Below are 22743 nucleotides of genomic sequence, written 5' to 3' on the forward strand. Positions count from 1 at the left end.
AAGGAGAAGGAAGTTTGCCTCCTCCTTCCAAAGCCGGGGGCCAGCAGTTTGCCTTCAGGCCAGCGCAGCTTTGGCGCCTGTGCTGGCATGTTCGCGCAGGCTGTACCAGGCAATAGCCGCTACCCACAGCACGCCCACCCCATAATTGAGGCGCTGGTAAAGCCCGAACAATTCGCCGCTCTGCATGGCCTGGCCCATGAACCCGACTGTGACAAGTGCCCCAAGGGTACAGGCCAGCGAGAAGACCGCCAGGGCGCGCGAGTGCGCGATGCGGGCGCCAAGCCAGATCCACAGGGCACTGGCGAGGGTCAAGGACAAGAACATCAACAGCCCGGACAGGTTGTGCAACTGCTGCGACGTGGAAGGCTGTTCAGGCGCGCAGCCTTGGTCGCAGGCGAACCATCCCGTGCCCAAGCTGCCAACGGCGTGCAGCAACAACAGCGCTGCACTGACCATGGCCAGCCGGGATCCGCGCCAGCGCCGGGCAATGCCCCATGCGAACAAGGCGAACAGTAGCGCTAACGGGAAATTGTTCACCAGCGGGGAAAGATGATGGGTTGGGGCACCGACGGCGCCAAGCTGGCTCATGGCCAATTGCAGATGATCGTAGCCGGGGTAGGCCATGGCGGTCAGCGTAACGCCCAGAGCTAGCCACAATGGAATGAGCAAGCCACAGCTGAGCAGTGATCGATCGAGCAATTTCATGCAGGCATCCTTCCGTGGAAAGCCCGGACCTTAACAAACGGTCTGGTGATAGCGCCAGCACCGATAGCGTTGCAGCCGTATGTGATCGTACAACTGCCTGCGCTATCATGGCGGCTGTCTTTCAAGGTGAAGCCCAGGGCATGTCAGATCTACAACCACCGCCACGGGCCAGGCGCAAGCCGCGCAGCCTGGCCCAGGAACTGGTCACAGTGCTGACCGAACGCATCCGCAGTGGTCAACTCAAGCGCGGTGACAAGCTGCCGACCGAATCGCAGATCATGGCTGAGGAAGGGGTCAGCCGCACGGTCGTGCGTGAGGCGATCTCGCGCTTGCAAGCCGCCGGGCAGGTGGAGACCCGTCACGGTATCGGTACCTTCGTGCTGGACGCTCCGCCGGTCGGGGGGCTGCGCATCGACCCGGCTACGGTGGTGACGCTGCGCGAAGTACTTGCGGTACTGGAGCTGCGCATCGCCCTCGAAATCGAATCGGCCAGCCTGGCGGCTCAGCGACGCAGCGATGAAGAGCTGGCCGGGATGCGCGCAGCCCTCGATGAGCTAAATGAACAAGCAGCACATGCTACCGACGCAGTGTCCGCGGACTTTCAATTCCACCTGCGCATTGCCCAGGCCAGCGGTAATCACTATTTCGCCGACATCATCAACCACCTGGGCACCAGCATCATCCCTCGAACCCGCCTCAACTCTGCTCGCCTGGCCCACGACGACCAGCCCCACTACATGAGCCGGTTGATGCATGAGCACGAAGCGATCTATGAGGCGATTGCTCGCCAGGACAGTGAAGGGGCGAAGATGGCCATGCGCATGCACCTGAGCAACAGTCGGGAGCGGCTGCGCCAAGCCCATGAGCGGGCGCAGGTGAGCGGGGCGTGACCTAACCGCCCCAGCCTCCGGGTGTCCCTCATCCCGGCTAACGACTCAAGATCTACCTTGGAGCGCTTCTTCACTCCACTGGCCATTGACCAACCGGCGCAACCCCAGCGGATTGCTGTCGCGCAGCGGCTCGGGCAGCAGCGCCTGGGGGTAGTTCTGGTAGCACACCGGCCGCAGGAATCGGTCGATGGCCAACGTGCCGACAGACGTGCCCCGAGCGTCCGAGGTGGCGGGGTACGGGCCGCCGTGGACCATGGCATCGCATACCTCCACACCTGTTGGATAGCCGTTGACCAGGATGCGGCCGACCTTTTCCTCAAGCAGCGGTACCAACCAGGCGAACGCAGCAAAGTCTTCCGGCTCGCCGATCAGCGTCGCGGTCAGTTGGCCTCTCAGGCCCTGCAGGGCGCTGCGCAGTTGTTCCTCGTCGCGCGCTTGCACCGCTACTGTCGTCGGACCGAAGACTTCTTCCTGCAAAAGCGGGTCGGACGCCACTAGCAGGCGGGCCTCGGCTTTGAACAGTTGTGCACGTGCCTGGGGGCCTGTCTGCGGCTGGCCGGCCAGGTGCACGATGCCGTCATGGGCGTGAAGGTGATCCAGCCCACTGACATAGCTTCGCAGGCCACCTGCATTGAGCATGGTCTGGCCGGCCTGTTGGTCCAGATGGGTGCCCAAGTCTTCGAGGAGTTGGCTGAAAGCGGGGGATTGCAGGCCTATCACCAACCCCGGGTTGGTGCAGAACTGCCCAGCCCCCATGCAAACGGAGCCTGCCAGTTCACGCGCAATGGCTTCGCCGCGCTTGGCCAGCGCCCCGGGCAGGACAATCACCGGGTTGATGCTCGACATTTCGGCAAACACCGGGATCGGCTGGGGGCGCTCGGCGGCCATGCGGCACAGGGCATCGCCACCTTTGAGCGAGCCGGTGAAGCCCACTGCCTGGATGGCCGGATGCTTGACCAATGGCTCACCCACGCCTGCCCCGAACACCATGTTGAACACACCTTTGGGCATGCCGGTACGGGCGACCGCGCGTTCGATGGCACAACCGACCAGGTCGGCGGTGGCCATATGGCCGCTGTGCGCCTTGAATACCACCGGGCAACCGGCAGCCAGTGCAGCAGCGGTGTCACCACCGGCGGTAGAGAAGGCCAGGGGGAAGTTGCTCGCGCCGAACACCGCTACAGGACCAACGCCGATGCGCATCTGTCGCAGGTCCACCCGCGGCAGCGGCTTACGGTCTGGTTGGGCCAGGTCGATGCGCGCACCCAGATAGTCGCCTCGGCGCAGCACCTGAGCAAACAGGCGCATCTGACCACTGGTCCTGCCGCGCTCACCCTGGATCCGAGCTGTCGGTAAGGCGGTTTCACGGCAGACGATCGCCACGAAGGCATCGTCGAGCGCATCGAGCTCCGCGGCAATGGCGTCCAGAAACTCGGCGCGGCGTGCCGGTGGCAATTGACGAAACCCCGCGAAGGCGGCCTGTGCGGCCTCGGCCGCCTCGGCCACCTCGCGCTCGGTGGCTTGTGCGAAGCTATAGGGCAGGGGCTCGCCAGTGGTGGCATCCAGGCTTTGCAGGCGCTGCGTGCCGGCTGCGCTGCGCTGGCTGGCGATGAAGTTGTGGCCAAGAATCTCTGGCATCTGGAACTCCTCAGGGACAAGGGATCAGGTAATGGGTGCGGGATTGAACAGGGTGATGTCGTTATGCAGGCGGTGTTGCTCGGCCCAGGTGTGTTTGCGCCCGCTGGCCACGTCCAGGTAGTAGTGGAACAGCTCCCAGCCCAGCTCTTCGATGGTGCTGCGGCCCGTGGCGATACGCCCGGCGTCGATGTCGATGAGGTCCGGCCAGCGCTGCGCCAGCTCGGTGCGGGTGCACACCTTCACTACCGGTGCCATCGCCAGGCCATAGGGCGTACCGCGGCCGGTAGTGAACACATGCAGGTTCATCCCGGCGGCCAGCTGCAGGGTGCCGCAGACGAAGTCGCTGGCAGGGGTGGCACAGAAGATAAGCCCCTTGCCGCTCACCCGTTCCCCTGGCCCGAGCACACCTTGAATGGCGCCGCTGCCTGACTTGACGATCGACCCCAGTGCTTTCTCGACAATGTTCGACAAGCCGCCTTTCTTGTTGCCTGGCGTGGTATTGGCGCTGCGATCGGCAGCGCCCTGGTGCAGGTAGCGGTCGTACCAGTCCATTTCGCGTACCAGCGCATCGGCCACCTGCCGGTCCTGGGCGCGGGAGGTAAGCATGTAGATGGCGTCGCGCACCTCGGTCACTTCTGAGAACAGCACCGTTGCACCGGCCCGCACGAGCAGGTCTGCCGCATAGCCAAGTGCCGGGTTGGCGGTGATGCCCGAGAAGGCATCGCTGCCGCCGCACTGCATGCCCAGGATCAACTCACTGGCCGGCACGGTCTCGCGCCTGCGCTTGTCGAGTTTCTTCAGGCGGGTTTCGGCCAGGGCCATGATCTGCTCGATCATCTCAGTGAAGCCCAGGCTTGCGTCCTGCAGGCGATACAGCCAGGGCTCGCTGAGGTCGACCGAGGGGTCGTCGTCGTGCATCACCTGGCTGGCCTGCAGTTTTTCACAACCCAGGCTGATGACCAGCGCTTCGCCACCCAGGTTGGGGTTGCGCGCCAGGTTGCGCACGGTGCGGATGGGGATATAGGCATCGCGAGCATTGATGGCCACGCCGCAGCCGTAGCTGTGGGTGAGGGCGACCACATCGTCCACATTCCTATAGCGCGGCAGCAGCTCGTGGCGGATGCGCTTGACGGCATGCTCCAGCACCCCAGTGACGCATTGCACGGTGGTGGTGATACCCAGGATATTACGAGTGCCAACCGTGCCGTCGGCATTGCGATAGCCTTCGAAGGTATGGCCCTGCAGCGGCGGTTGTGGCTGGGGAACTGCATCGCAGCATGGCAGATTGTCCAGCTCAGGCGGGGCGGGCATGGCCAGCTGCCCCTCCTGCACCCAACTGCCCTGGCGCAGGTCCTCAAGGGCATAACCGATCACCTGGCCATAGCGTCGAACCGCTTGGCCCTTGGGGATAGGCACGGTGGCCACCTTGTGGCTCTGCGGCACGTCTTCTACCAGGGTCAGCCCGTCGACGAACCGGGCCCCTTCGCCCAGGCCGCCGTCATTGACCACCACCACGACATTGTCGTCCTCGTGCAGGCGGATGTAGCGCGGCGATTCGGAATGTTCGATCAGCTGCATGTTCGGGCCCTATTGTTCAGGTTCTCAGGCTTTTGTACGTGCGTGCGCACGGGCTAGTCCGTGCGCACGTGCTCAATCAGTGACGCGGGCTGGCAAGCTGGGCATCCGGCACTGACGCCGGCTTGGACTCAGGCGACTCTTCGCGCAGCTCGATTCGCTTGATGGGGCCGACGATCACCAGGTAGCTCAGTACTGCCACCAGCGCGTTGGCGCCCACATAGACCAGCGCCCACTTGAACGAGCCGGTGGCGCTGATGATGTAGCCAATCACGATAGGCGTTGTGATCGAGGCGATGTTGCCGAAGGTATTGAACAGCCCGCCGGACAGGCCGGCGATCTGCTTGGGGGAGGTGTCGGCCACCACTGCCCAGCCCAACGCACCTATGCCTTTGCCGAAGAAAGCGAGGGTCATGAAGCCCACCACCATCCATTCGGCATCGACGTAGTTGCAGAACACCATGGTGGTGGACAACATCAGGCCGCACACGATGGGCAGTTTGCGCGAGAAGGTCAGCGAATGGCCGCGGCGCAGCAGCCAGTCCGAGATCACGCCGCCCAGTACCCCACCGATGAAGCCACAGATGGCTGGCAGCGAAGCGATGAACCCTGCTTTGAGGATGGTCATGCCCCGTTCCTGAACCAGGTACACCGGGAACCAGGTCAGGAAGAAGTAGGTGATGGCGTTGATGCAGTACTGGCCAAGGTACACACCCAGGAGCATGCGGCTGGTCAGCAATTGCTTGATGTAGCCCCACTTGGGCCCGTCGTTGCCGCGCTTGTGGTCCATGTCCACCAAGCCGCCGTTCTGCTCGATGTGTTCAAGCTCGGCGGGGCTGATACGCGGGTGCTGGCGGGGGTTGTAGATGGTCTTGAGCCATATGATCGAGAAAAGGATGCCCAGCACGCCCATGACCACGAACACATGCTCCCAGCCGAAGCTGAACACGATCCAGCCCATCAGCGGTGCGAACAGGGCAGTGGCAAAATACTGCGCCGAGTTGAAGATCGCCGAGGCCGTGCCGCGCTCCTGGGTCGGAAACCAGGCGGCGACGATGCGGGCGTTGCCGGGGAACGACGGCGCTTCGGCAAAACCGACCAGAAAACGCAGGGTAAACAGAGTGACCACTGCCCAGGCCACCGGCAGGCCGCCGACGAAGCCTTGCAGCAAGGTGAACAGTGACCAGGTGAAGATGCTGAATGCATAGACGTTTTTTGAGCCGAAGCGATCGAGCAACCATCCGCCGGGGATCTGTCCGGCCACATAGGCCCAGCCGAAGGCCGAGAATATGTAGCCCAGGGTGACGGCGTCGATGCCCAGGTCTTTTTGCAGGCTCGACCCTGCAATGGCGATGGTTGCGCGGTCGGCGTAGTTGATCGTGGTCACCACGAACAGCATGAACAGGATCAGGTAGCGCACATGCGTTTTCTTCGTCGCTTGCATGCTGGTAGTACTCCCACTAGTTATTGTTGTGCGGGGTCTTCGATTTATGCCGGAGTAAGACGAGCCCACTCCGGACGCGGCGCTGGCAGGCGCCGCGAGGGTTTACTGCGGCCCCATCTTGTCCATCAGGGCCGCAAGCATTTCGTACTCATCGGGGCTCAGGTCGGTCAGTGGGGCACGAACCGGGCCTGCATCATGGCCGGCAATGCGGGCACCCGCCTTGACGATGCTGACGGCGTAACCGGCCTTGCGGTTACGAATGTCCAGGTAGGGCAGGAAGAAGTCGTCGATCAGCTTGGCCACGGTGGCATGATCGTCCCGGGCAATGGCGTGGTAGAAGTCCATGGCGGTCTTGGGGATGAAGTTGAATACCGCCGATGAATACACCGGCACGCCCAGCGCTTTGTACGCCGCAGCGTAAACTTCGGCAGTCGGTAGCCCGCCCAGGTAGCTGAAACGCTCACCCAGCCGGCGGCGGATCGACACCATCAGTTCAATGTCACCCAAGCCGTCCTTGTAGCCGATCAGGTTCGGGCACCGCTCGGCCAATTGTTCGAGCAAGGTGGCGTTGAGGCGACAGACGTTGCGGTTATAGACCACCACCCCGATGTTGACCGACTGGCACACGGCCTCTACATGGGCGGCGACGCCATCCTGGCTGGCTTCGGTGAGGTAGTGCGGCAGCAACAGCAACCCCTTGGCCCCCAGGCGCTCGGCTTGCTGCGCATACTCGATGGCCTGGCGGGTTGCACCACCAACGCCCGCCAGGATAGGTACCGACGTGGCGCAGGTGTCCACCGCTGTCTTGATGACCTGGCTGTATTCGCTGGCAGCCAGGGAGAAGAATTCGCCCGTACCCCCGGCGGCGAACAGCGCACTTGCGCCGTATGGGGCCAACCATTCCAGGCGTTTGATGTAGCCGGCCTGATTGAAATCGCCCTGCGCATCGAAGTCGGTGACAGGAAACGACAGCAAGCCGTGGGAGAGGATGGATTTCAGTTCTTGTGGGTTCATTGTTATAGGCATCCAGACGCTTGGGTGGGAGTGATGCGGTGTATGTGAGGTAAGTTATCGTACAACCTCTTTCAAGACCAGTCCCTTAGGGAGGTTTTTTTGGTCGGGCTGATTTAAGGGTGGCGTCGATGACTCGCCATGGCGGGGTGATAGCGTGCGGCAGGGGCCGTGGACAGCGGGTTCTGCTGTCAGGTCATCGTATCTCTAGGGTTGGGCAGTTGCATCCACAAACGACTGGGGCGGCCTTGCGCCGCCCCATGCTTTACTGCTCGGATGCGTGCGAGTGATCAGGCAGCCTGTTGAGGCTTGCCCTGTACCTTGCGCACGTGCGCTCTACACGCATCGCCAAACGCCTGGAAGATCTTGATCGAATCAGGATTCTTGGCAGCTTGCCACTCTGGGTGCCATTGCACGGCAAAGAGGAAGGGCGAAAGGCTCGGGGCATGAATGGCCTCGACGAGCCCGTCTTCGGCGTGGGCAATAGCTTCGATGCCCTTGCCCAGGTTGCGCAGCCCTTGGCCGTGCAGGGAGTTGACGCGAATCTCATCCGTGCCAAGGGTGTCGCGCAGCCAGCTACCGGGCTTGATCTTCACGCTGTGGGCCTGCGCGTACTGCACCTCGACAGGGTCTTCGGGGTTTTCGCGGTGATCATTGAAGCCAGGCTCGGCGTAGACCTTTTGATAGATGTCCCCGCCCAGCGCCACGTTGATTTCCTGCATGCCCCGGCACACGCCGAAGATGGGCAGGCCGCGCTTGATTGCGGCCTTGACCAGCGGAATGTCGAACAGGTCGCGGTTCTTGTCCTGGCCCTTGCCCGGGGTCTCGTTCTCCTGGCCATACAGCGCTGGGTCGATGTTGCTGCCCGCACCCGTCAAGTACACGCCGTCGGCCATGTCCAGGTAGGTCTCCAGTGCCTCGGTGCCACAGCAGGTGGGCACCAGGACCGGGACGCAATCGGCGAAGTCGACCAGCGGGGTGATGTATTTGTGGGTCATGACTTGGTAGTCATGGCCTTTGCGCTCTTGGGTACCCATGGTCATCAGAACGATGGGTTTGCGCAGGGAAGGTTGCTTGTTGCCAATGTTGCTGTTGGACATATGTCACCTTGGGACAGGTTGAACCTGTCGTTGTTGTGCAGGTGCACGGCGCGCTGCGCTGGTGCAACCTGGGGCCCCGAGCACTGCCGACTCGTCGGCGTCGACGATGTCGGTCGGGACTTGGTGTTAGATTGCCAGAGCCGTTCAATATGTCAAACGACCGCAGCCGGTCTCTAAGCCCGGATTGCGGGGTCGACCGGGCTATAAGTCAGCGCCGGCGTGGGTTTGGCTGGGGCGAGGGTCAATAATACTTAACGACGCAGTCGACTCATTGCAGCGGCGCAATGATCCACGGGTTTCATGTGCTAGCCGTTGAGGTTGTGAGGTTGATCTGACCGGATCGCGTGGCCCTGCCAGCATGCGTGGGTTAGTCTGCTGAGCTGTTGCGGTGCAGCTCAACCCTCCATGATCAGAAGAAGGATAGTTTGATGGCCATTCCCACCCGCGAGCCCGTCGTGCATGTTCCCTTTGCTGAGCTCAAAGCCTTGCTTGAGTCGATCTTCGAACGTCATGGCTGCACACCGGCAGTGGCTCGGGTACTGGCCGCCAACTGTGCCAGCGCCGAGCGTGATGGCGCCCATAGCCATGGCGTGTTCCGCATGCCCGGCTACGTCTCGACCTTGGCCAGCGGTTGGGTGGACGGCAAGGCTACGCCCGAGATCAGTGATCTGGCGGCCGGCTACATTAGCGTCGATGCGCGGGGTGGTTTTGCGCAGCCTGCACTGGCGGCTGCCCGGGACTTGTTGGTAGCCAAGGTGCGTGCTGCTGGGATCGCAGTGCTGGCCATCCACAATTCCCACCATTTCGCCGCATTGTGGCCGGACGTGGAACCGTTCGCCGAACAGGGCCTGGTTGCCCTGAGCGTGGTCAACAGCATGACCTGCGTCGTACCTCACGGTGCACGCAAGCCGGTATTCGGGACCAACCCGATCGCCTTCGCTGCGCCCTGCGAAGGGCATCCGCCCATCGTATTCGACATGGCGACCAGCGCGATGGCCCATGGCGATGTGCAGCTGGCAGCCCGCGCCGGGGAGGCAGTGGCCCTGGGGGTAGGCGTGGACGGGCAGGGCCAGGTGACTCAGGACCCGGCCAAGATCCTGGACGGCGGTGCCCTGCTTCCGTTCGGCGGGCACAAGGGCTCAGCCCTGTCGATGATGGTAGAGCTGCTGGCAGCTGCACTCACCGGCGGGCATTTTTCGTGGGAGTTCGACTGGTCCGGCCATCCCGGGGCCAAGACGCCGTGGACGGGGCAGTTGCTGATCGTCATCGACCCGCAGGTTGCACAAGGTCAACGGTTCGCCCAGCGCAGTCGCCTGCTGCTGGAGCAAATGGAGGCGGCCGGTGTCAGCCGCATGCCAGGTGCGCGGCGGCACTTGGAGCGTGAGCGGGCGCAGCGCGAAGGGGTGGCGATCACCGCCAGTGCCCTGCAGGCGTTGCGCGATCTGCTCACCTGATCGCGGCCGGGCAGGGTAGGCGGACCCGCGCCCGATCATGCAGTGTTGCATATCCCCCTTGCACGATAGTTGGTGCCCATTCCCAGCCAGTACGGGTATGCTCTTGGCTGCCTTTTTGACTCGCCCTGATCCCAAGGAGCTGCACGCTGTGTTCAAACATGTCGAAGCCTACGCCGGCGACCCGATCCTCTCGTTGATGGAAACCTTCAAGGCCGATCCGCGCGCCGACAAAGTCAACCTGAGCATCGGCCTGTACTACGACGAAGCCGGAGTAGTGCCGCAGCTCGCTGCAGTGGATGCAGTGGAAAAGCGCATCGCAGGTCAGGATCACGATGCTTCGCTGTACCTGCCGATGGAAGGCCTTGCCAGCTACCGCCAGGCCATTCAGGCCCTGCTGTTCGGTGCCGACCATCCGGCGGTTGCTGGCGGTCGCGTGGCGACGGTGCAGACCGTCGGTGGTTCCGGGGCCCTGAAGGTCGGTGCCGACTTCCTCAAGCGTTATTTCCCGCAGGCGCAAGTCTGGGTCAGCAACCCTACCTGGGACAACCATCGCGCCATCTTCGAGGGTGCAGGTTTCACCGTTAACACCTACCCGTACTTCGACCAGGCCACCCGTGGCGTGGACTTCGAGGGCATGCTTGCCACGTTGCACACTTTGCCTGCCAACAGTGTGGTGCTGCTGCACCCCTGCTGCCACAACCCGACGGGTGCCGACCTGGATCAGGGCCAGTGGCAGCAAGTGGTAGAGGTGGTCAAGGCCCGCCAGTTGATCGCCTTCCTGGACATCGCCTACCAAGGGTTTGCCCAGGGTCTGGTCGAAGACGTGTTCGCCATCCGCGAGATGGCCAGCGCAGGCGTGCCATGCCTGGTCAGCAACTCGTTCTCCAAGATCTTCTCCCTATATGGGGAGCGTGTGGGCGGCCTGTCGGTGGTTTGCGACGATGCAGCCACGGCGCAGAGCGTGCTCGGCCAGCTGAAGGCCACCGTGCGCCGCAATTATTCCAGCCCGCCCAACTTCGGCGCCCAACTGGTCGCAGGCGTGCTCAACGATCCCGCCCTCAATGCCCAGTGGGCTGCGGAAGTAGAGGTGATGCGCACCCGCATCCTGGACATGCGCCAGGCGTTGGTCGATGCGCTGGGTGTGCTGCTGCCGGGGCGTGATTTCCAGTTCCTGCTGCGTCAGCGGGGCATGTTCAGTTACACCGGCTTTAGCGTGGAGCAGGTGCGCCGTTTGCGCGATGAGTTTGGCGTTTACCTGATCGACAGTGGCCGCGTGTGCATGTCAGGCCTGCGGCCGGCGAACCTGCAGCGGGTTGCCGAGGCCTTCGCGGCTGTACATCAGTAAGCACCCCAGGCTTGACGTTTTGCAGCAACCCTCGCCGAGGCCGCCCTGTGGCTTCGGCGATTGCCTTTCCATTTCCGCATTCCGTGCTCACGGACGCCTGTGCCAGCCAGGGCCTTCTCCACGCGGAGCGTGCTGGGCCCCCCGGCTGCACCTACCGCTTGTACAGACAAGTGCAACCGCCCCTCCGAAAAAGGCTTCGCAAGTGCAACCTTTCCGTGCACAATCGCGCCCCTCTTTTTCCGGTTGAGTAGGGCGCAGCCAACGCTTCGTCATTCTCAGCCTGTTGCAGTCTTGCGAGTGGAGCGTCACCCGGATGAATGAGCAGGCCTCAAGCGTAGAACAGCGTTACGAACAAACGACCGCCGCCAGCCTCGGCAAATGGGCCCGGCAGGACACCACCTGGATGCTCGGACTATTTGGCACCGCCATTGGCGCAGGTACGCTTTTCCTGCCGATCAATGCCGGCCTTGGCGGGTTCTGGCCGTTGCTGGTGCTGGCCGTGCTTGCCTTCCCGATGACGTACTACGCCCACCGCGGGCTGACCCGGTTCGTGCTTTCGGGGCGCGAAGGGGCAGATATCACCGACGTGGTCGAGCAACACTTCGGCATCAAGGCTGGCGCCTTGATCACAGTCCTGTACTTCTTTGCCATCTTCCCCATCCTGCTCATTTACAGTGTGGCCCTGACCAATACCGTCAGCAGCTTCATGGAGCACCAGCTGCACATCGCACCTCCACCCCGTGCGCTGCTGTCATTCGTGCTGATCCTGGGCCTGCTCGCGATCGTACGCTGCGGCGAACAGGCCACGGTCAAGGTCATGAGCCTGTTGGTCTATCCGTTCATCGTGGCCCTGGCGCTGCTGGGCCTGTACCTGATCCCGCACTGGACCGGTGGTATTCTCGACAGCGCCCACACGGTGCCCAGCAATTCGGCCTTCCTGCACACGGTATGGCTGGCCATCCCGGTCATGGTGTTCTCGTTCAACCATTCCCCTATCATCTCGGCTTTCGCGGTCGACCAGAAACGCCGCTATGGCGATCATGCCGACGCCCGCAGCGGCCAGATCCTGGCACGTGCGCACCTGCTGATGGTGGCCATGGTGCTGTTTTTCGTCTTCAGTTGCGTGCTGACCCTCGATAGTGCGCAACTGGCCGAAGCCAAGGCGCAGAACCTGTCGATCCTGTCGTACCTGGCCAACCACTTCAGCAACCCGACCATCGCCTTTGCCGCGCCCTTGATCGCCTTCGTCGCTATCGCCAAGTCATTCCTGGGCCATTACATCGGCGCCAGCGAAGGCCTCAAGGGCATCATCGGCAAGACTGGCGCGCGCCCGGGTGCCAAGGCCCTGGACCGCGTGGTGGCGGCGCTGATGCTGGTGGTGTGCTGGATCGTTGCCACGCTCAACCCCAGCATCCTGGGCATGATCGAGTCCCTCGGCGGCCCGATCATCGCAGTATTGCTGTTCCTGATGCCCATGTATGCCATTCGCCGCGTGCCTGTCATGCGCAAGTACAGCGGGGCGCTGTCGAACGTGTTCGTCACCGTGATCGGCCTGGTCGCCCTGACTTCGGTCGTCTACGGCCTCTTGGCCTAAGCCTGCAGCAGCAGGCCCGCCCCGGTGCCCGGCAAGTGCGCCAGGGCGGGCCGTTGCCACACCGGCAACAAATTCACCTTGCCCCATAGGCACATGCTGGCCGTCATGGTTAACTCGTGATCCTTTTCCCAACCCAAGATCGAGGATTTCGTCATGGCTCAAGTGACTCTCAAAGGCAACCCCGTCCAGGTCAATGGCTCGCTGCCACAGGTTGGCGCCCAGGCGCCGGCGTTTTCCCTGGTAGGCGAGGGGCTGGCCGACAAGTCGCTCAAGGACTTCGCCGGCAAGCGCAAGGTGCTGAACATCTTCCCAAGTGTCGATACGCCTACCTGCGCCACGTCCGTGCGCAAGTTCAATGCCCAGGCCAATGACCTGGCCAACACTGTCGTACTGTGCGTTTCCGCCGACCTGCCATTTGCCCAGGCTCGCTTCTGCGGCGCCGAAGGCCTGGAAAACGTCAAGAACCTGTCCACCATGCGTGGCCGTGAGTTCCTTGAGCAGTATGGTGTGGCCATCGCCGACGGCCCCTTGGCTGGGCTGGCTGCCCGCGCCGTCGTGGTACTGGACGAGCACGACAAGGTGCTGCACAGCGAGCTGGTAGCTGAAATCGCCGACGAGCCCGACTACGAGGCAGCCCTTGCCGCATTGAAGTGACGGCGCCGGGCAGGGATCGAACCTTCCGCCTGCCCATCGCTCCAAGCTATAACCTGTAAAGGCCCGGAACGCTTTTCCGGGCCGTTTTCGTTTAAAGTTCAGGGTCTTGGCAACGTCAGGCAAAGGTAAACCTCTGGTAAAGGCGCTTTGCTTGGCCGTCGACAGTGCTTATCGTTCACCCTCCTGAATCGTCAATCCGAACAAGGTTCGTTCAACCCATGCAAGCGCCAAAATCCCGTTCTCCCCGTCGCTGGCTCGTCACGCTGCTGATCGTGTTGCTGGTCGCAGTGCTGGCCTGGTGGCTATGGCCTGCCACGCCAGCCACCGACCAGGCTGCTGGAGGGCCGGGCGGCAAAAGCGGGCGGCCCGGTTTCGGCGGGTCTACTGACCCGGTCCCGGTGAGGGTGGAACCTGCACGGGTGGGCGATTTCCCGCTTTACTACAAGGCGCTTGGCACGGTGACCGCGACCAATACCGTGAATGTGCGCAGCCGTGTAGGCGGTGAGCTGGTCAAGATTCACTTCAAGGAAGGGCAGCAGGTAAAGGCCGGTGACTTGCTTGCCGAAATCGACCCGCGTGCCTACCGCATCGCCCTGCAACAGGCCGAGGGCACCCTGGCCCAGAACCAGGCGCAACTGAAGAATGCCCAGGTCGACGTCGCTCGCTACAAAGGGCTGTATGCCGAGGACAGTATCGCCAAGCAAACCCTGGACACCGCTCAGGCACAGGTGGCCCAGTTCCAGGGGCTGGTCAAGACCAACCAGGCACAGGTCAACGATGCGCGCCTGAACCTTGAATTCACCCAGATTCGCGCGCCGATCAGCGGCCGCGTCGGCCTGCGCCAGCTCGACCTGGGCAACCTGGTGGCCGCCAACGACACCACAGCGCTGGTGGTGATCACCCAGACCGAGCCGATCAACGTGGCGTTCACGCTGCCGGAAACCGAACTGGGTACCGTTCTTGAACGCTATCGCACCGGCGCTAGCCTGCCTGTGGAGGCGTGGGATCGGAGCGACAGCAAGCTGCAGGCCACCGGCGTGCTGGGCAGCATCGACAACCAGATCGACACTGCCACTGGCACCCTCAAGTTCAAGGGCCGTTTCGAGAACAAGGACCTGGCCCTGTTCCCCAACCAGTTCGTCAACGTGCGCCTGCTTGCCGATACGCTCAAGCAGGTGGTGCTGGCGCCAGCCGCCGCCATTCAGTTCGGTAACGACGGAACGTTCGCCTATGTGATCAACGGCGAAAATACCGTCAACGTGCGCAAGCTGAAGGTCGGCCCCAGCGACGGTGAAAACAGCGTGATCCTCGACGGCTTGGCGGCCGGTGATCGCCTGGTGCTCGAAGGCACCGACCGCCTGCGTGAAGGCACCAAGGTGGAAGTGGTCGATGACAGCGCCCAGGTGCCCACCACGCCAGGCCAGCATTTGCAGGGCCAGGAAAGCAATGCGCCGGGCCAGGCTGATAGCACCGCAGGCAAGGCGGGCGCATGAACCTCTCGCGCCTGTTCATCCTGCGGCCAGTCGCAACGACCTTGACCATGCTGGCCTTGGTGCTGGCCGGTTTGATCGCCTACCGCATGCTGCCTGTCGCCGCGCTGCCGCAGGTCGATTACCCCACGATTCGCGTCATGACCCTGTACCCCGGGGCAAGCCCCCAGGTGATGACCAGTGCCGTCACCGCGCCACTTGAACGTCAGTTCGGCCAGATGCCCGGCCTTGAACAGATGGCCTCGACCAGTTCAGGGGGCGCGTCGGTCCTGACCCTGCGCTTCAACCTGGACATGAACATGGACGTGGCCGAGCAGCAAGTGCAGGCCGCGATCAACGCCGCCAGCAACCTGCTGCCCAGCGACCTTCCGGCCCCCCCGGTCTATAACAAGGTCAACCCGGCCGATACGCCAGTGCTGACGCTGGCCATCTCCAGCAAGACCATGCCGCTGCCCAAGCTCAACGACCTGGTCGACACCCGCGTGGCCCAGAAGCTGGCCCAGACCAGCGGGGTGGGCATGGTCAGCATCGCAGGGGGCCAGCGCCAGGCTGTGCGCATCAAGGTCAATGTGGATGCACTGGCGGCCAACGGGCTCAACCTGGAGGATGTCCGCACACTGATCGGGGCCTCCAACGTCAACCAGCCCAAGGGCAATTTCGATGGCCCTACACGCGTCTCGATGCTCGACGCCAATGACCAACTGCGCTCGCCCGAGGAATACGCCAACCTCATCCTGGCCTACAGCAACGGCGCCCCGCTGCGTTTGAAGGATGTGGCGCAGATCGTCGACGGCGCGGAAAACGAACGGCTGGCGGCCTGGGCCAACCAGAATCACGCCGTGCTTCTGAACATTCAGCGTCAGCCAGGTGCCAACGTCATCGAGGTGGTGGACCGCATCAAGGACATGCTGCCCTCGATCACCGACAACCTGCCCGCCGGCCTGGACGTGTCCGTGCTCACCGACCGTACCCAGACCATCCGCGCCGCCGTGCGCGACGTTCAGCATGAACTGCTGATCGCCATCGCCCTGGTGGTAATGGTCACCTTCCTGTTCCTGCGGCGGGTCAGCGCTACGATCATTCCTTCGATCGCCGTGCCGCTGTCATTGGTCGGCACCTTCGCCGTCATGTACCTGGCAGGGTTTTCCATCAACAACCTCACCCTGATGGCGCTGACCATCGCCACCGGTTTTGTGGTGGACGATGCGATCGTGATGCTGGAGAACATTTCACGGCACATCGAGGAAGGCGAAACGCCGCTGCAGGCGGCGCTCAAAGGCGCCAGGCAGATTGGCTTTACCTTGATCTCGCTGACCTTCTCGCTGATCGCCGTGCTGATCCCGCTGTTGTTCATGGCCGATGTGGTAGGGCGCCTGTTCCGGGAGTTCGCCATCACCCTGGCGGTGGCCATCCTGATTTCCCTGGTGGTCTCGCTGACCCTGACGCCGATGATGTGCGCGCGCCTGCTCAAGCGCGAACCCACCCCAGATGAGCAAGGCCGTTTCTACCGGGCCAGCGGTGCCTGGATCGACTGGTTGATCAAGCACTACGCCAGCGCCCTGCAATGGGTACTCAAGCGCCAGCCCCTGACCCTGCTGGTGGCGGTGGCAAGCCTGGCGTTGACGGTGCTGCTGTACATGGTGGTGCCCAAGGGATTCTTCCCGGTCCAGGACACGGGCGTCATTCAGGGCATCTCCGAAGCACCCCAGTCCACCTCGTTCGCGGCCATGAGCGACCGGCAGCAGGCCCTGAGCCGCGTCATCCTGCAGGACCCTGCCGTGCAGAGCCTCTCGTCCTACATTGGCGTGGACGGCGACAACGCCACCCTCAACAGCGGCCGTATGCTCATCAACCTCAAGCCTCATGGGGAGCGCGATGTCACTGCAAGCGATGTCATCAAGCGCTTGCAACCCCAGCTCGACAAGCTGGTGGGCATCCGCCTGTTCATGCAGCCGGTGCAGGATTTGAGTATTGAGGACCGGGTCAGCCGTACGCAGTACCAGTTCACATTGTCATCGCCCGATGCCGAACTGCTGGGGCAGTGGAGTGGCAAACTGGTCCAGGCCCTGAACCTGCGCCCCGAGCTTGCCGATGTGGCCAGTGACCTGCAGGCCAATGGGCTGCAGGTGTACCTGGTGATCGACCGGGACATGGCCAGCCGGCTGGGCGTCAGCGTGTCGCAGATCACCAACGCGCTCTACGATGCCTTCGGCCAGAGGCAGATTTCGACTATCTACACCCAGGCCAGCCAATACCGGGTGGTGCTGCAGTCGCGAGACGCGGCCGTGATCGGTCCCCAGGCACTGGAGTCGATCCACGTCAAGGCCAGTGATGGCGGGCAGGTGCGTCTGTCGGCGCTGGCGCGCATCGAGCAGCGCCAGGCGCAGCTGGCCATTTCTCACATCGGTCAGTTCCCGGCGGTCACCTTGTCATTCAACCTGGGGCAGGGCGCCTCGCTGGGCAAAGCCGTGCAGGTGATCGAGCAGGTTCAGCAGGACATCGGCATGCCGTTGGGCATCCAGACCCGGTTCCAGGGCGCGGCGCAGGCGTTCCAGGCATCTCTGTCGAGCACCTTGCTGCTGATTCTCGCGGCGGTGGTGACCATGTACATCGTGCTGGGTGTGCTCTATGAGAGCTACATCCACCCGGTGACCATCCTCTCGACGCTGCCTTCGGCTGCCGTGGGCGCCTTGCTGGCGCTGTTGATCAGTGGCAACGACCTGGGCATGATCGCCATCATCGGCATCATCCTGCTGATCGGTATCGTCAAGAAAAACGCCATCATGATGATCGACTTCGCGCTCGAAGCCGAACGTCACCAGGGCATGAGCCCGCGCGATGCCATCTACCAGGCCGCGCTGCTGCGGTTCCGGCCAATCCTCATGACCACGCTGGCGGCCCTGTTCGGAGCCGTGCCGTTGATGTTGGCCACCGGGTCCGGCGCCGAACTGCGCCAACCCCTGGGCCTGGTGATGGTGGGTGGGCTGCTCGTGAGCCAGGTGCTGACGCTATTCACCACGCCGGTCATCTACCTGTACTTCGACCGGCTGGGGCGTCGTTTCGGCAAGCGCGACCTGGCGCAGGAACCGGTATGAATACGCGCAGCGCTTCAGTAGGGGCGGCCCGATGAACCTGTCTGCGCCATTCATCCGCAGGCCCGTGGCAACCATGCTGTTGAGCCTGGCGATCATGCTGCTGGGCGCGGTCAGCTTCGGTCTGTTGCCGGTCTCGCCGCTGCCGCAGATGGATTTCCCGGTAATCGTGGTGTCGGCCAACCTGCCGGGTGCGAGCCCCGAAGTCATGGCCTCGACCGTGGCAACGCCGCTTGAGCGCAAGCTGGGCAGCATTGCCGGGGTTACCACATTGACCAGCAGTTCCAACCAGGGCTCAACGCGGGTCATCATTGGCTTTGAACTTGGCCGCGACATCGACGGCGCTGCGCGCGAGGTGCAGGCTGCAATCAATGCCACCCGCAACCTGCTGCCCAGCGGCATGCGCAGCATGCCGACCTACAAGAAGATCAACCCGTCCCAGGCGCCGGTCATGGTCCTGTCGCTGACCTCCAGTGTGCTGCAGAAAGGGCAGCTGTACGATTTGGCCGATACCATCCTGTCCCAAAGCCTGGCCCAGGTGCCGGGCGTGGGCGAGGTGCAGATCGGTGGCAGTTCGCTGCCGGCCGTGCGCATTTCGGTCGAGCCACAGTTGCTGAACCAGTACGGACTGGCGCTGGACGAGGTGCGTACCGCGGTGGCCAATGCCAACCAGCGCCGGCCCATGGGTTTTGTCGAAGATGCCGAGCGTAATTGGCAGGTGCGGGCCAACGACCAGTTGGAAAGCGCCAAGGATTACGGGCCGCTCGTGATTCGCCAGGAGAACGGCACGGTTCTTCGGCTATCGGATGTGGCAACCATCACCGATGGCGTCGAAAACCGCTACAACAGTGGCTTTTTCAATGACCAGAGCGCGGTATTGCTGGTCGTGAATCGGCAGGCAGGTGCCAACATCATTGCCACTGTGGAGCAGATCAAGTCGCAGTTGCCTGCCCTGCAATCGCTACTTCCGGCGAGCGTCGAGCTGAACGTGGCCATGGACCGTTCGCCGGTGATCAAGGCCACACTCAAGGAGGCGGAGCATACCTTGCTGATCGCCGTGGTGCTGGTAATCCTGGTGGTCTACCTGTTCCTCGGCAGCCTGCGTGCTTCACTGATTCCCAGCCTGGCGGTGCCGGTGTCGCTGGTTGGCACCTTCGCGGTCATGTACCTGTGCGGCTTCTCGCTCAACAACTTGTCGCTGATGGCGCTGATCCTGGCGACCGGGCTTGTGGTGGACGATGCCATTGTCGTGCTGGAGAACATCTCCCGGCATATCGAGGACGGGCAGCCACCGATGAAGGCGGCCTTCCTGGGCGCCAAGGAGGTCGGCTTTACCCTCCTGTCGATGAACGTGTCACTGGTGGCCGTGTTCGTGTCGATCCTGTTCATGGGCGGCATCGTGCGCAGCTTGTTCCAGGAATTTTCCATCACCCTGGCGGCCGCCATCATGGTTTCGTTGCTGGTGTCGCTAACCCTTACCCCCATGCTGTGTGCCCGTTGGCTGACTGCGCACCAGGCCGAACAGACTCGCCTGCAACGGTGGAGCGATGCCGTGCACCGGCGCATGGTTGCCGGCTATGACCGCAGCCTGGGCTGGGCGCTGCGGCATCGGCGCCTGACCCTGATCAGCCTGCTGGTGACCATTGCGGTCAACGTGGCGCTGTACGTCGTGGTGCCCAAGACACTGATGCCCCAGCAGGATACCGGCCAGCTCATGGGTTTCATCCGCGGTGATGACGGCCTGTCGTTCAGCGTCATGCAGCCCAAGATGGAAACCTACCGGCGCGCCTTGCTGGCAGACCCTGCCGTACAGAGTGTTGCAGGCTTCATCGGCGGCAACAGCGGTACCAACAACGCCATGGTGCTGGTCAGGCTCAAGCCCATCAGCGAACGCAAGCTCGATGCCCAGAAGGTGATCGAACGCCTGCGTAAGGAAATGCCCAAGGTGCCTGGCGGGCGGCTGTTCCTGATGGCCGATCAGGACTTGCAACTGGGCGGTGGCGGGCGTGATCAATCGTCCTCGCAGTACCTGTATACCTTGCAGAGCGGCGACCTGGCAGCCTTGCGCCAGTGGTTCCCCAAGGTCGTCGCGGCCATGCGCGCCTTGCCCGAGCTGACCGCCATCGACGCACGCGACGGGGCGGGCACCCAGCAGGTGACGCTGGTGGTGGACCGCGACCAGGCCAAGCGCCTGGGCATCGACATGCAGATGGTCACCACCGTGCTGAACAATGCCTACAGCCAGCGGCAGATATCCACCATCTATGACAGCCTCAACCAATATCAGGTAGTGCTGGAGATCAACCCGAAATACGCCTGGGACCCCAGTACCCTGGAGCAGGTGCAGGTGATTACCGCCGAGGGCGCACGGGTGCCGCTGTCGACCATCGCGCACTATGAGAACAGCCTGGCCAACGACCGGGTCAGCCACGAAGACCAGTTCGCCTCCGAGGACATCGCCTTCGACGTCGCCGAAGGCTACAGCACCGACCAGGCGCTGGCGGCAGTCGAGCGTGCCGTGGCCAAGCTCGGCCTTCCGGAAGGGGTGATCGCCAAGCTTGGCGGCACCGCCGATGCCTTCACCAAGACCGCACAGGGGCAGCCCTTCATGATTCTGGGCGCACTGGTGCTTGTGTACCTGGTGCTCGGGATTCTGTACGAGAGCTACATCCACCCCCTGACCATCTTGTCCACGCTGCCCTCGGCCGGCGTCGGTGCCTTGTTGGCGCTGTATGTGACCGGTGGCGAGTTCAGCCTGATCTCCCTGCTGGGGCTGTTCCTGTTGATCGGGGTGGTAAAGAAAAATGCCATCTTGATGATCGACCTGGCCCTGCAACTTGAACGTCACCAGGGGCTGTCACCTGAGGAATCCATTCGCCGCGCATGCCTGCTGCGCCTGCGCCCAATCCTGATGACGACGCTGGCGGCCATTCTCGGCGCCTTGCCGCTGCTGCTGAGCCAGGCAGAAGGGGCGGAGATGCGTCAGCCGCTGGGGCTGACCATCATCGGCGGCCTGGTCTTCAGCCAGGTTCTGACCCTCTACACGACGCCTGTGGTCTATCTGTATCTGGACCGCTTGCGTCACCGCTACAACCGTTGGCGCGGTGTGCGCACCGACGCGGCCTTGGAAAACCCGCTATGACTTTTGCCCAGACTCCGCTTCATCGTGCCCTGCAAGTGCTCAGCCGTGTTCGCGGCTCGCGTTTGCTGGGGGCAGCCTTGGGGGCCGCCTTGCTCAGCGCCTGTACATTGGCCCCGGACTACCACCGTCCGGAAATGACCGGCACGGCGCAATTCAAGCATGCCGAAGGCTGGACGCAGGCAACGCCTTCTGACGCCATCGCCCGTGGTGCCTGGTGGGAGATCTATGGCGACGCGCAACTCAACGCACTGGTCGATGAGCTCAATCGCAACAACCAGAGTGTGGCGCAAGCCGAGGCGCAGTATCGCCAGGCCCAGGCGCTGGTGCGCAGCAGCCGCGCCGGACTGTTTCCAAGTCTCGACCTGAGCGTGGCCAAGAACAGGTCGGCCCAGGGCACTGGCAGTTCCAGCTCAAGCCTGTCCAATAACAGCAGCGGCATTCGGGACACTTACAACGCCCAGTTGGGAGTCAGCTGGGAAATCGACTTGTGGGGCAAGTTGCGCGAGACGCTCAATGCCAACCAGGCCAGTGCCCAGGCCAGCCTGGCCGACCTTGCCGCCATGCGCTTGAGCCAGCAGTCGGAGCTGGTGCAGAACTACCTGCAACTGCGCGTCATCGATGAGCAGAAGCGCCTGCTGCAAGCCACGGTGGCCGCATACGAGCGCTCGCTGCGGATGAATCAGAACCAATACCGCGCAGGCATCGCCGGCCCCGACGCGGTGGCCCAGGCGCGCACCCAGCTCAAGAGCACCGAGGCTGACCTGATCGACCTGATCTGGCAGCGCGCCCAGTTCGAGAACGCCATTGCCGTGCTGCTGGGCAAGACGCCTGCGCAATTTGCCCTGGCCGACAGCCAGGCGATTCCTGCATTGCCGCAAATTCCGGTGGCGCTGCCATCGCAACTGCTCGAGCGGCGGCCCGACATCGCCGCTGCCGAGCGCAATGTGATGGCTGCCAACGCCAATATCGGCGTATCGCGCGCGGCCTATTTTCCGGATCTTAGCCTGAGCCTTAACGGCGGTTACTCGAGCAGCAGCTTCAACAACTGGATCGAGTTGCCCAACCGTTACTGGTCGGTCGGACCACAGCTTGCGCTCACCCTGTTCGATGCAGGCAGGCGCAGCGCCGAGGTGGACCGTACCGTAGCCGTATATGATCAGACGGTCGCCCAGTACCGCCAGACCGTGCTGGATGGTTTCAAGGAGGTGGAGAACCTGCTGGTGCAACTGAAGGTGTACGGGGACGAAGCCGTGGTGCGCCAGGAGGCCCTGGAGGCCGCCCGCGAATCGCTGCGGCTTACGGAAAATCAATACAAGGCCGGCTTGATCGGCTATCTGGATGTGGTCAATGTTCAGGCCACCGCGCTGAGCAACGAGCGCAGTGTGCTCAACCTGTTGCAGGGCCGCTTGGTTGCCAGTGTCCAATTGGTGGCAGCGCTGGGCGGTGGCTGGGATGCACGAGGGGCGTTCGCCGACCAGGATTGATGCGTAACCTTTGACCTATGTCGACGTACAGACCTACCGTCGACATGGCCATTTGATATGCCGAAACACCGTGCGTTTTACCAAAGCTTGAGTACAATGGTCGGCCTTTCGTGCCTACCTCTGCC

15 protein-coding genes are annotated in these 22743 nt (G+C 62.9%); 9 read left to right on the forward strand and 6 right to left on the reverse strand.

Annotated features, from left to right (window positions below; all coding sequences use genetic code 11):
* Positions 1 to 54 precede the first annotated feature (54 nt).
* Positions 55 to 705 (reverse strand): DUF998 domain-containing protein, encoded by a 651-nt coding sequence (locus ACF8GB_RS07400; protein ID WP_197844045.1) that lies wholly within the window; start codon positions 703 to 705, stop codon positions 55 to 57.
* A gap of 140 nt (positions 706 to 845) precedes the next feature.
* Between ACF8GB_RS07400 and ACF8GB_RS07405 the strand changes: the two genes are divergently transcribed.
* Positions 846 to 1595: a FadR/GntR family transcriptional regulator gene (locus tag ACF8GB_RS07405; RefSeq protein ID WP_058638384.1), complete on the forward strand. Its 750-nt coding sequence runs from the start codon at positions 846 to 848 to the stop codon at positions 1593 to 1595.
* A gap of 45 nt (positions 1596 to 1640) precedes the next feature.
* On the opposite strand, the gene ACF8GB_RS07410 is transcribed toward ACF8GB_RS07405, so the two are convergent.
* From ACF8GB_RS07410 to ACF8GB_RS07430, 5 genes are all read right to left on the reverse strand, one after another.
* Positions 1641 to 3233 carry an aldehyde dehydrogenase (NADP(+)) gene (locus ACF8GB_RS07410; protein ID WP_197844046.1) on the reverse strand — a complete coding sequence of 531 codons (1593 nt, stop codon included), beginning with the start codon at positions 3231 to 3233 and terminating at the stop codon, positions 1641 to 1643.
* 24 nt (positions 3234 to 3257) lie between these two features.
* Positions 3258 to 4811 (reverse strand): galactarate dehydratase, encoded by a 1554-nt coding sequence (gene garD, locus ACF8GB_RS07415; RefSeq protein WP_144964970.1) that lies wholly within the window; start codon positions 4809 to 4811, stop codon positions 3258 to 3260.
* Positions 4812 to 4887: 76 nt separating this feature from the next.
* The gene (locus tag ACF8GB_RS07420; protein ID WP_058638335.1) at positions 4888 to 6252 is read right to left on the reverse strand and encodes an MFS transporter; all 1365 of its coding nucleotides are present in this window, start codon (positions 6250 to 6252) and stop codon (positions 4888 to 4890) included.
* A 102-nt stretch (positions 6253 to 6354) separates the two neighbouring features.
* The gene (kdgD, locus tag ACF8GB_RS07425) at positions 6355 to 7266 is read right to left on the reverse strand and encodes a 5-dehydro-4-deoxyglucarate dehydratase (RefSeq protein WP_078478530.1); all 912 of its coding nucleotides are present in this window, start codon (positions 7264 to 7266) and stop codon (positions 6355 to 6357) included.
* Between the two features lie 287 nt (positions 7267 to 7553).
* Positions 7554 to 8363, reverse strand: a complete 810-nt coding sequence (locus ACF8GB_RS07430) for a gamma-glutamyl-gamma-aminobutyrate hydrolase family protein (protein ID WP_058605392.1) — start codon at positions 8361 to 8363, stop codon at positions 7554 to 7556.
* Between the two features lie 428 nt (positions 8364 to 8791).
* On the opposite strand from ACF8GB_RS07430, the gene ACF8GB_RS07435 reads away from it, so the two are divergent.
* From ACF8GB_RS07435 to ACF8GB_RS07470, 8 genes are all read left to right on the forward strand, one after another.
* Positions 8792 to 9817 carry an Ldh family oxidoreductase gene (locus ACF8GB_RS07435; protein ID WP_197844048.1) on the forward strand — a complete coding sequence of 342 codons (1026 nt, stop codon included), beginning with the start codon at positions 8792 to 8794 and terminating at the stop codon, positions 9815 to 9817.
* Positions 9818 to 9965: 148 nt separating this feature from the next.
* Positions 9966 to 11162, forward strand: coding sequence for an amino acid aminotransferase (locus ACF8GB_RS07440; protein WP_078478532.1), 1197 nt, complete (start codon positions 9966 to 9968; stop codon positions 11160 to 11162).
* Positions 11163 to 11475: 313 nt separating this feature from the next.
* The gene (locus ACF8GB_RS07445; protein WP_392526770.1) at positions 11476 to 12756 is read left to right on the forward strand and encodes a serine/threonine transporter; all 1281 of its coding nucleotides are present in this window, start codon (positions 11476 to 11478) and stop codon (positions 12754 to 12756) included.
* Between the two features lie 153 nt (positions 12757 to 12909).
* Positions 12910 to 13410 carry a thiol peroxidase gene (tpx, locus tag ACF8GB_RS07450; protein ID WP_058638331.1) on the forward strand — a complete coding sequence of 167 codons (501 nt, stop codon included), beginning with the start codon at positions 12910 to 12912 and terminating at the stop codon, positions 13408 to 13410.
* 218 nt (positions 13411 to 13628) lie between these two features.
* The gene (locus tag ACF8GB_RS07455; RefSeq protein WP_058638330.1) at positions 13629 to 14903 is read left to right on the forward strand and encodes an MdtA/MuxA family multidrug efflux RND transporter periplasmic adaptor subunit; all 1275 of its coding nucleotides are present in this window, start codon (positions 13629 to 13631) and stop codon (positions 14901 to 14903) included.
* Entirely contained in the window at positions 14900 to 17995 is a 3096-nt protein-coding gene (locus ACF8GB_RS07460) for an MdtB/MuxB family multidrug efflux RND transporter permease subunit (RefSeq protein ID WP_392526771.1), read from the forward strand. Before ACF8GB_RS07455 ends, ACF8GB_RS07460 begins: the two co-directional genes overlap by 4 nt.
* A gap of 31 nt (positions 17996 to 18026) precedes the next feature.
* Positions 18027 to 21134: an efflux RND transporter permease subunit gene (locus ACF8GB_RS07465; RefSeq protein WP_058605399.1), complete on the forward strand. Its 3108-nt coding sequence runs from the start codon at positions 18027 to 18029 to the stop codon at positions 21132 to 21134.
* Positions 21131 to 22618 carry an efflux transporter outer membrane subunit gene (locus ACF8GB_RS07470; RefSeq protein WP_196125812.1) on the forward strand — a complete coding sequence of 496 codons (1488 nt, stop codon included), beginning with the start codon at positions 21131 to 21133 and terminating at the stop codon, positions 22616 to 22618. The genes ACF8GB_RS07465 and ACF8GB_RS07470 overlap by 4 nt, the downstream gene beginning before the upstream one ends.
* The last annotated feature ends 125 nt before the right edge of the window (positions 22619 to 22743 follow it).

The sequence above is a fragment of the Pseudomonas sp. xss_4 genome (genome assembly GCF_043104125.1).
Lineage (GTDB): Bacteria > Pseudomonadota > Gammaproteobacteria > Pseudomonadales > Pseudomonadaceae > Aquipseudomonas > Aquipseudomonas parafulva_B.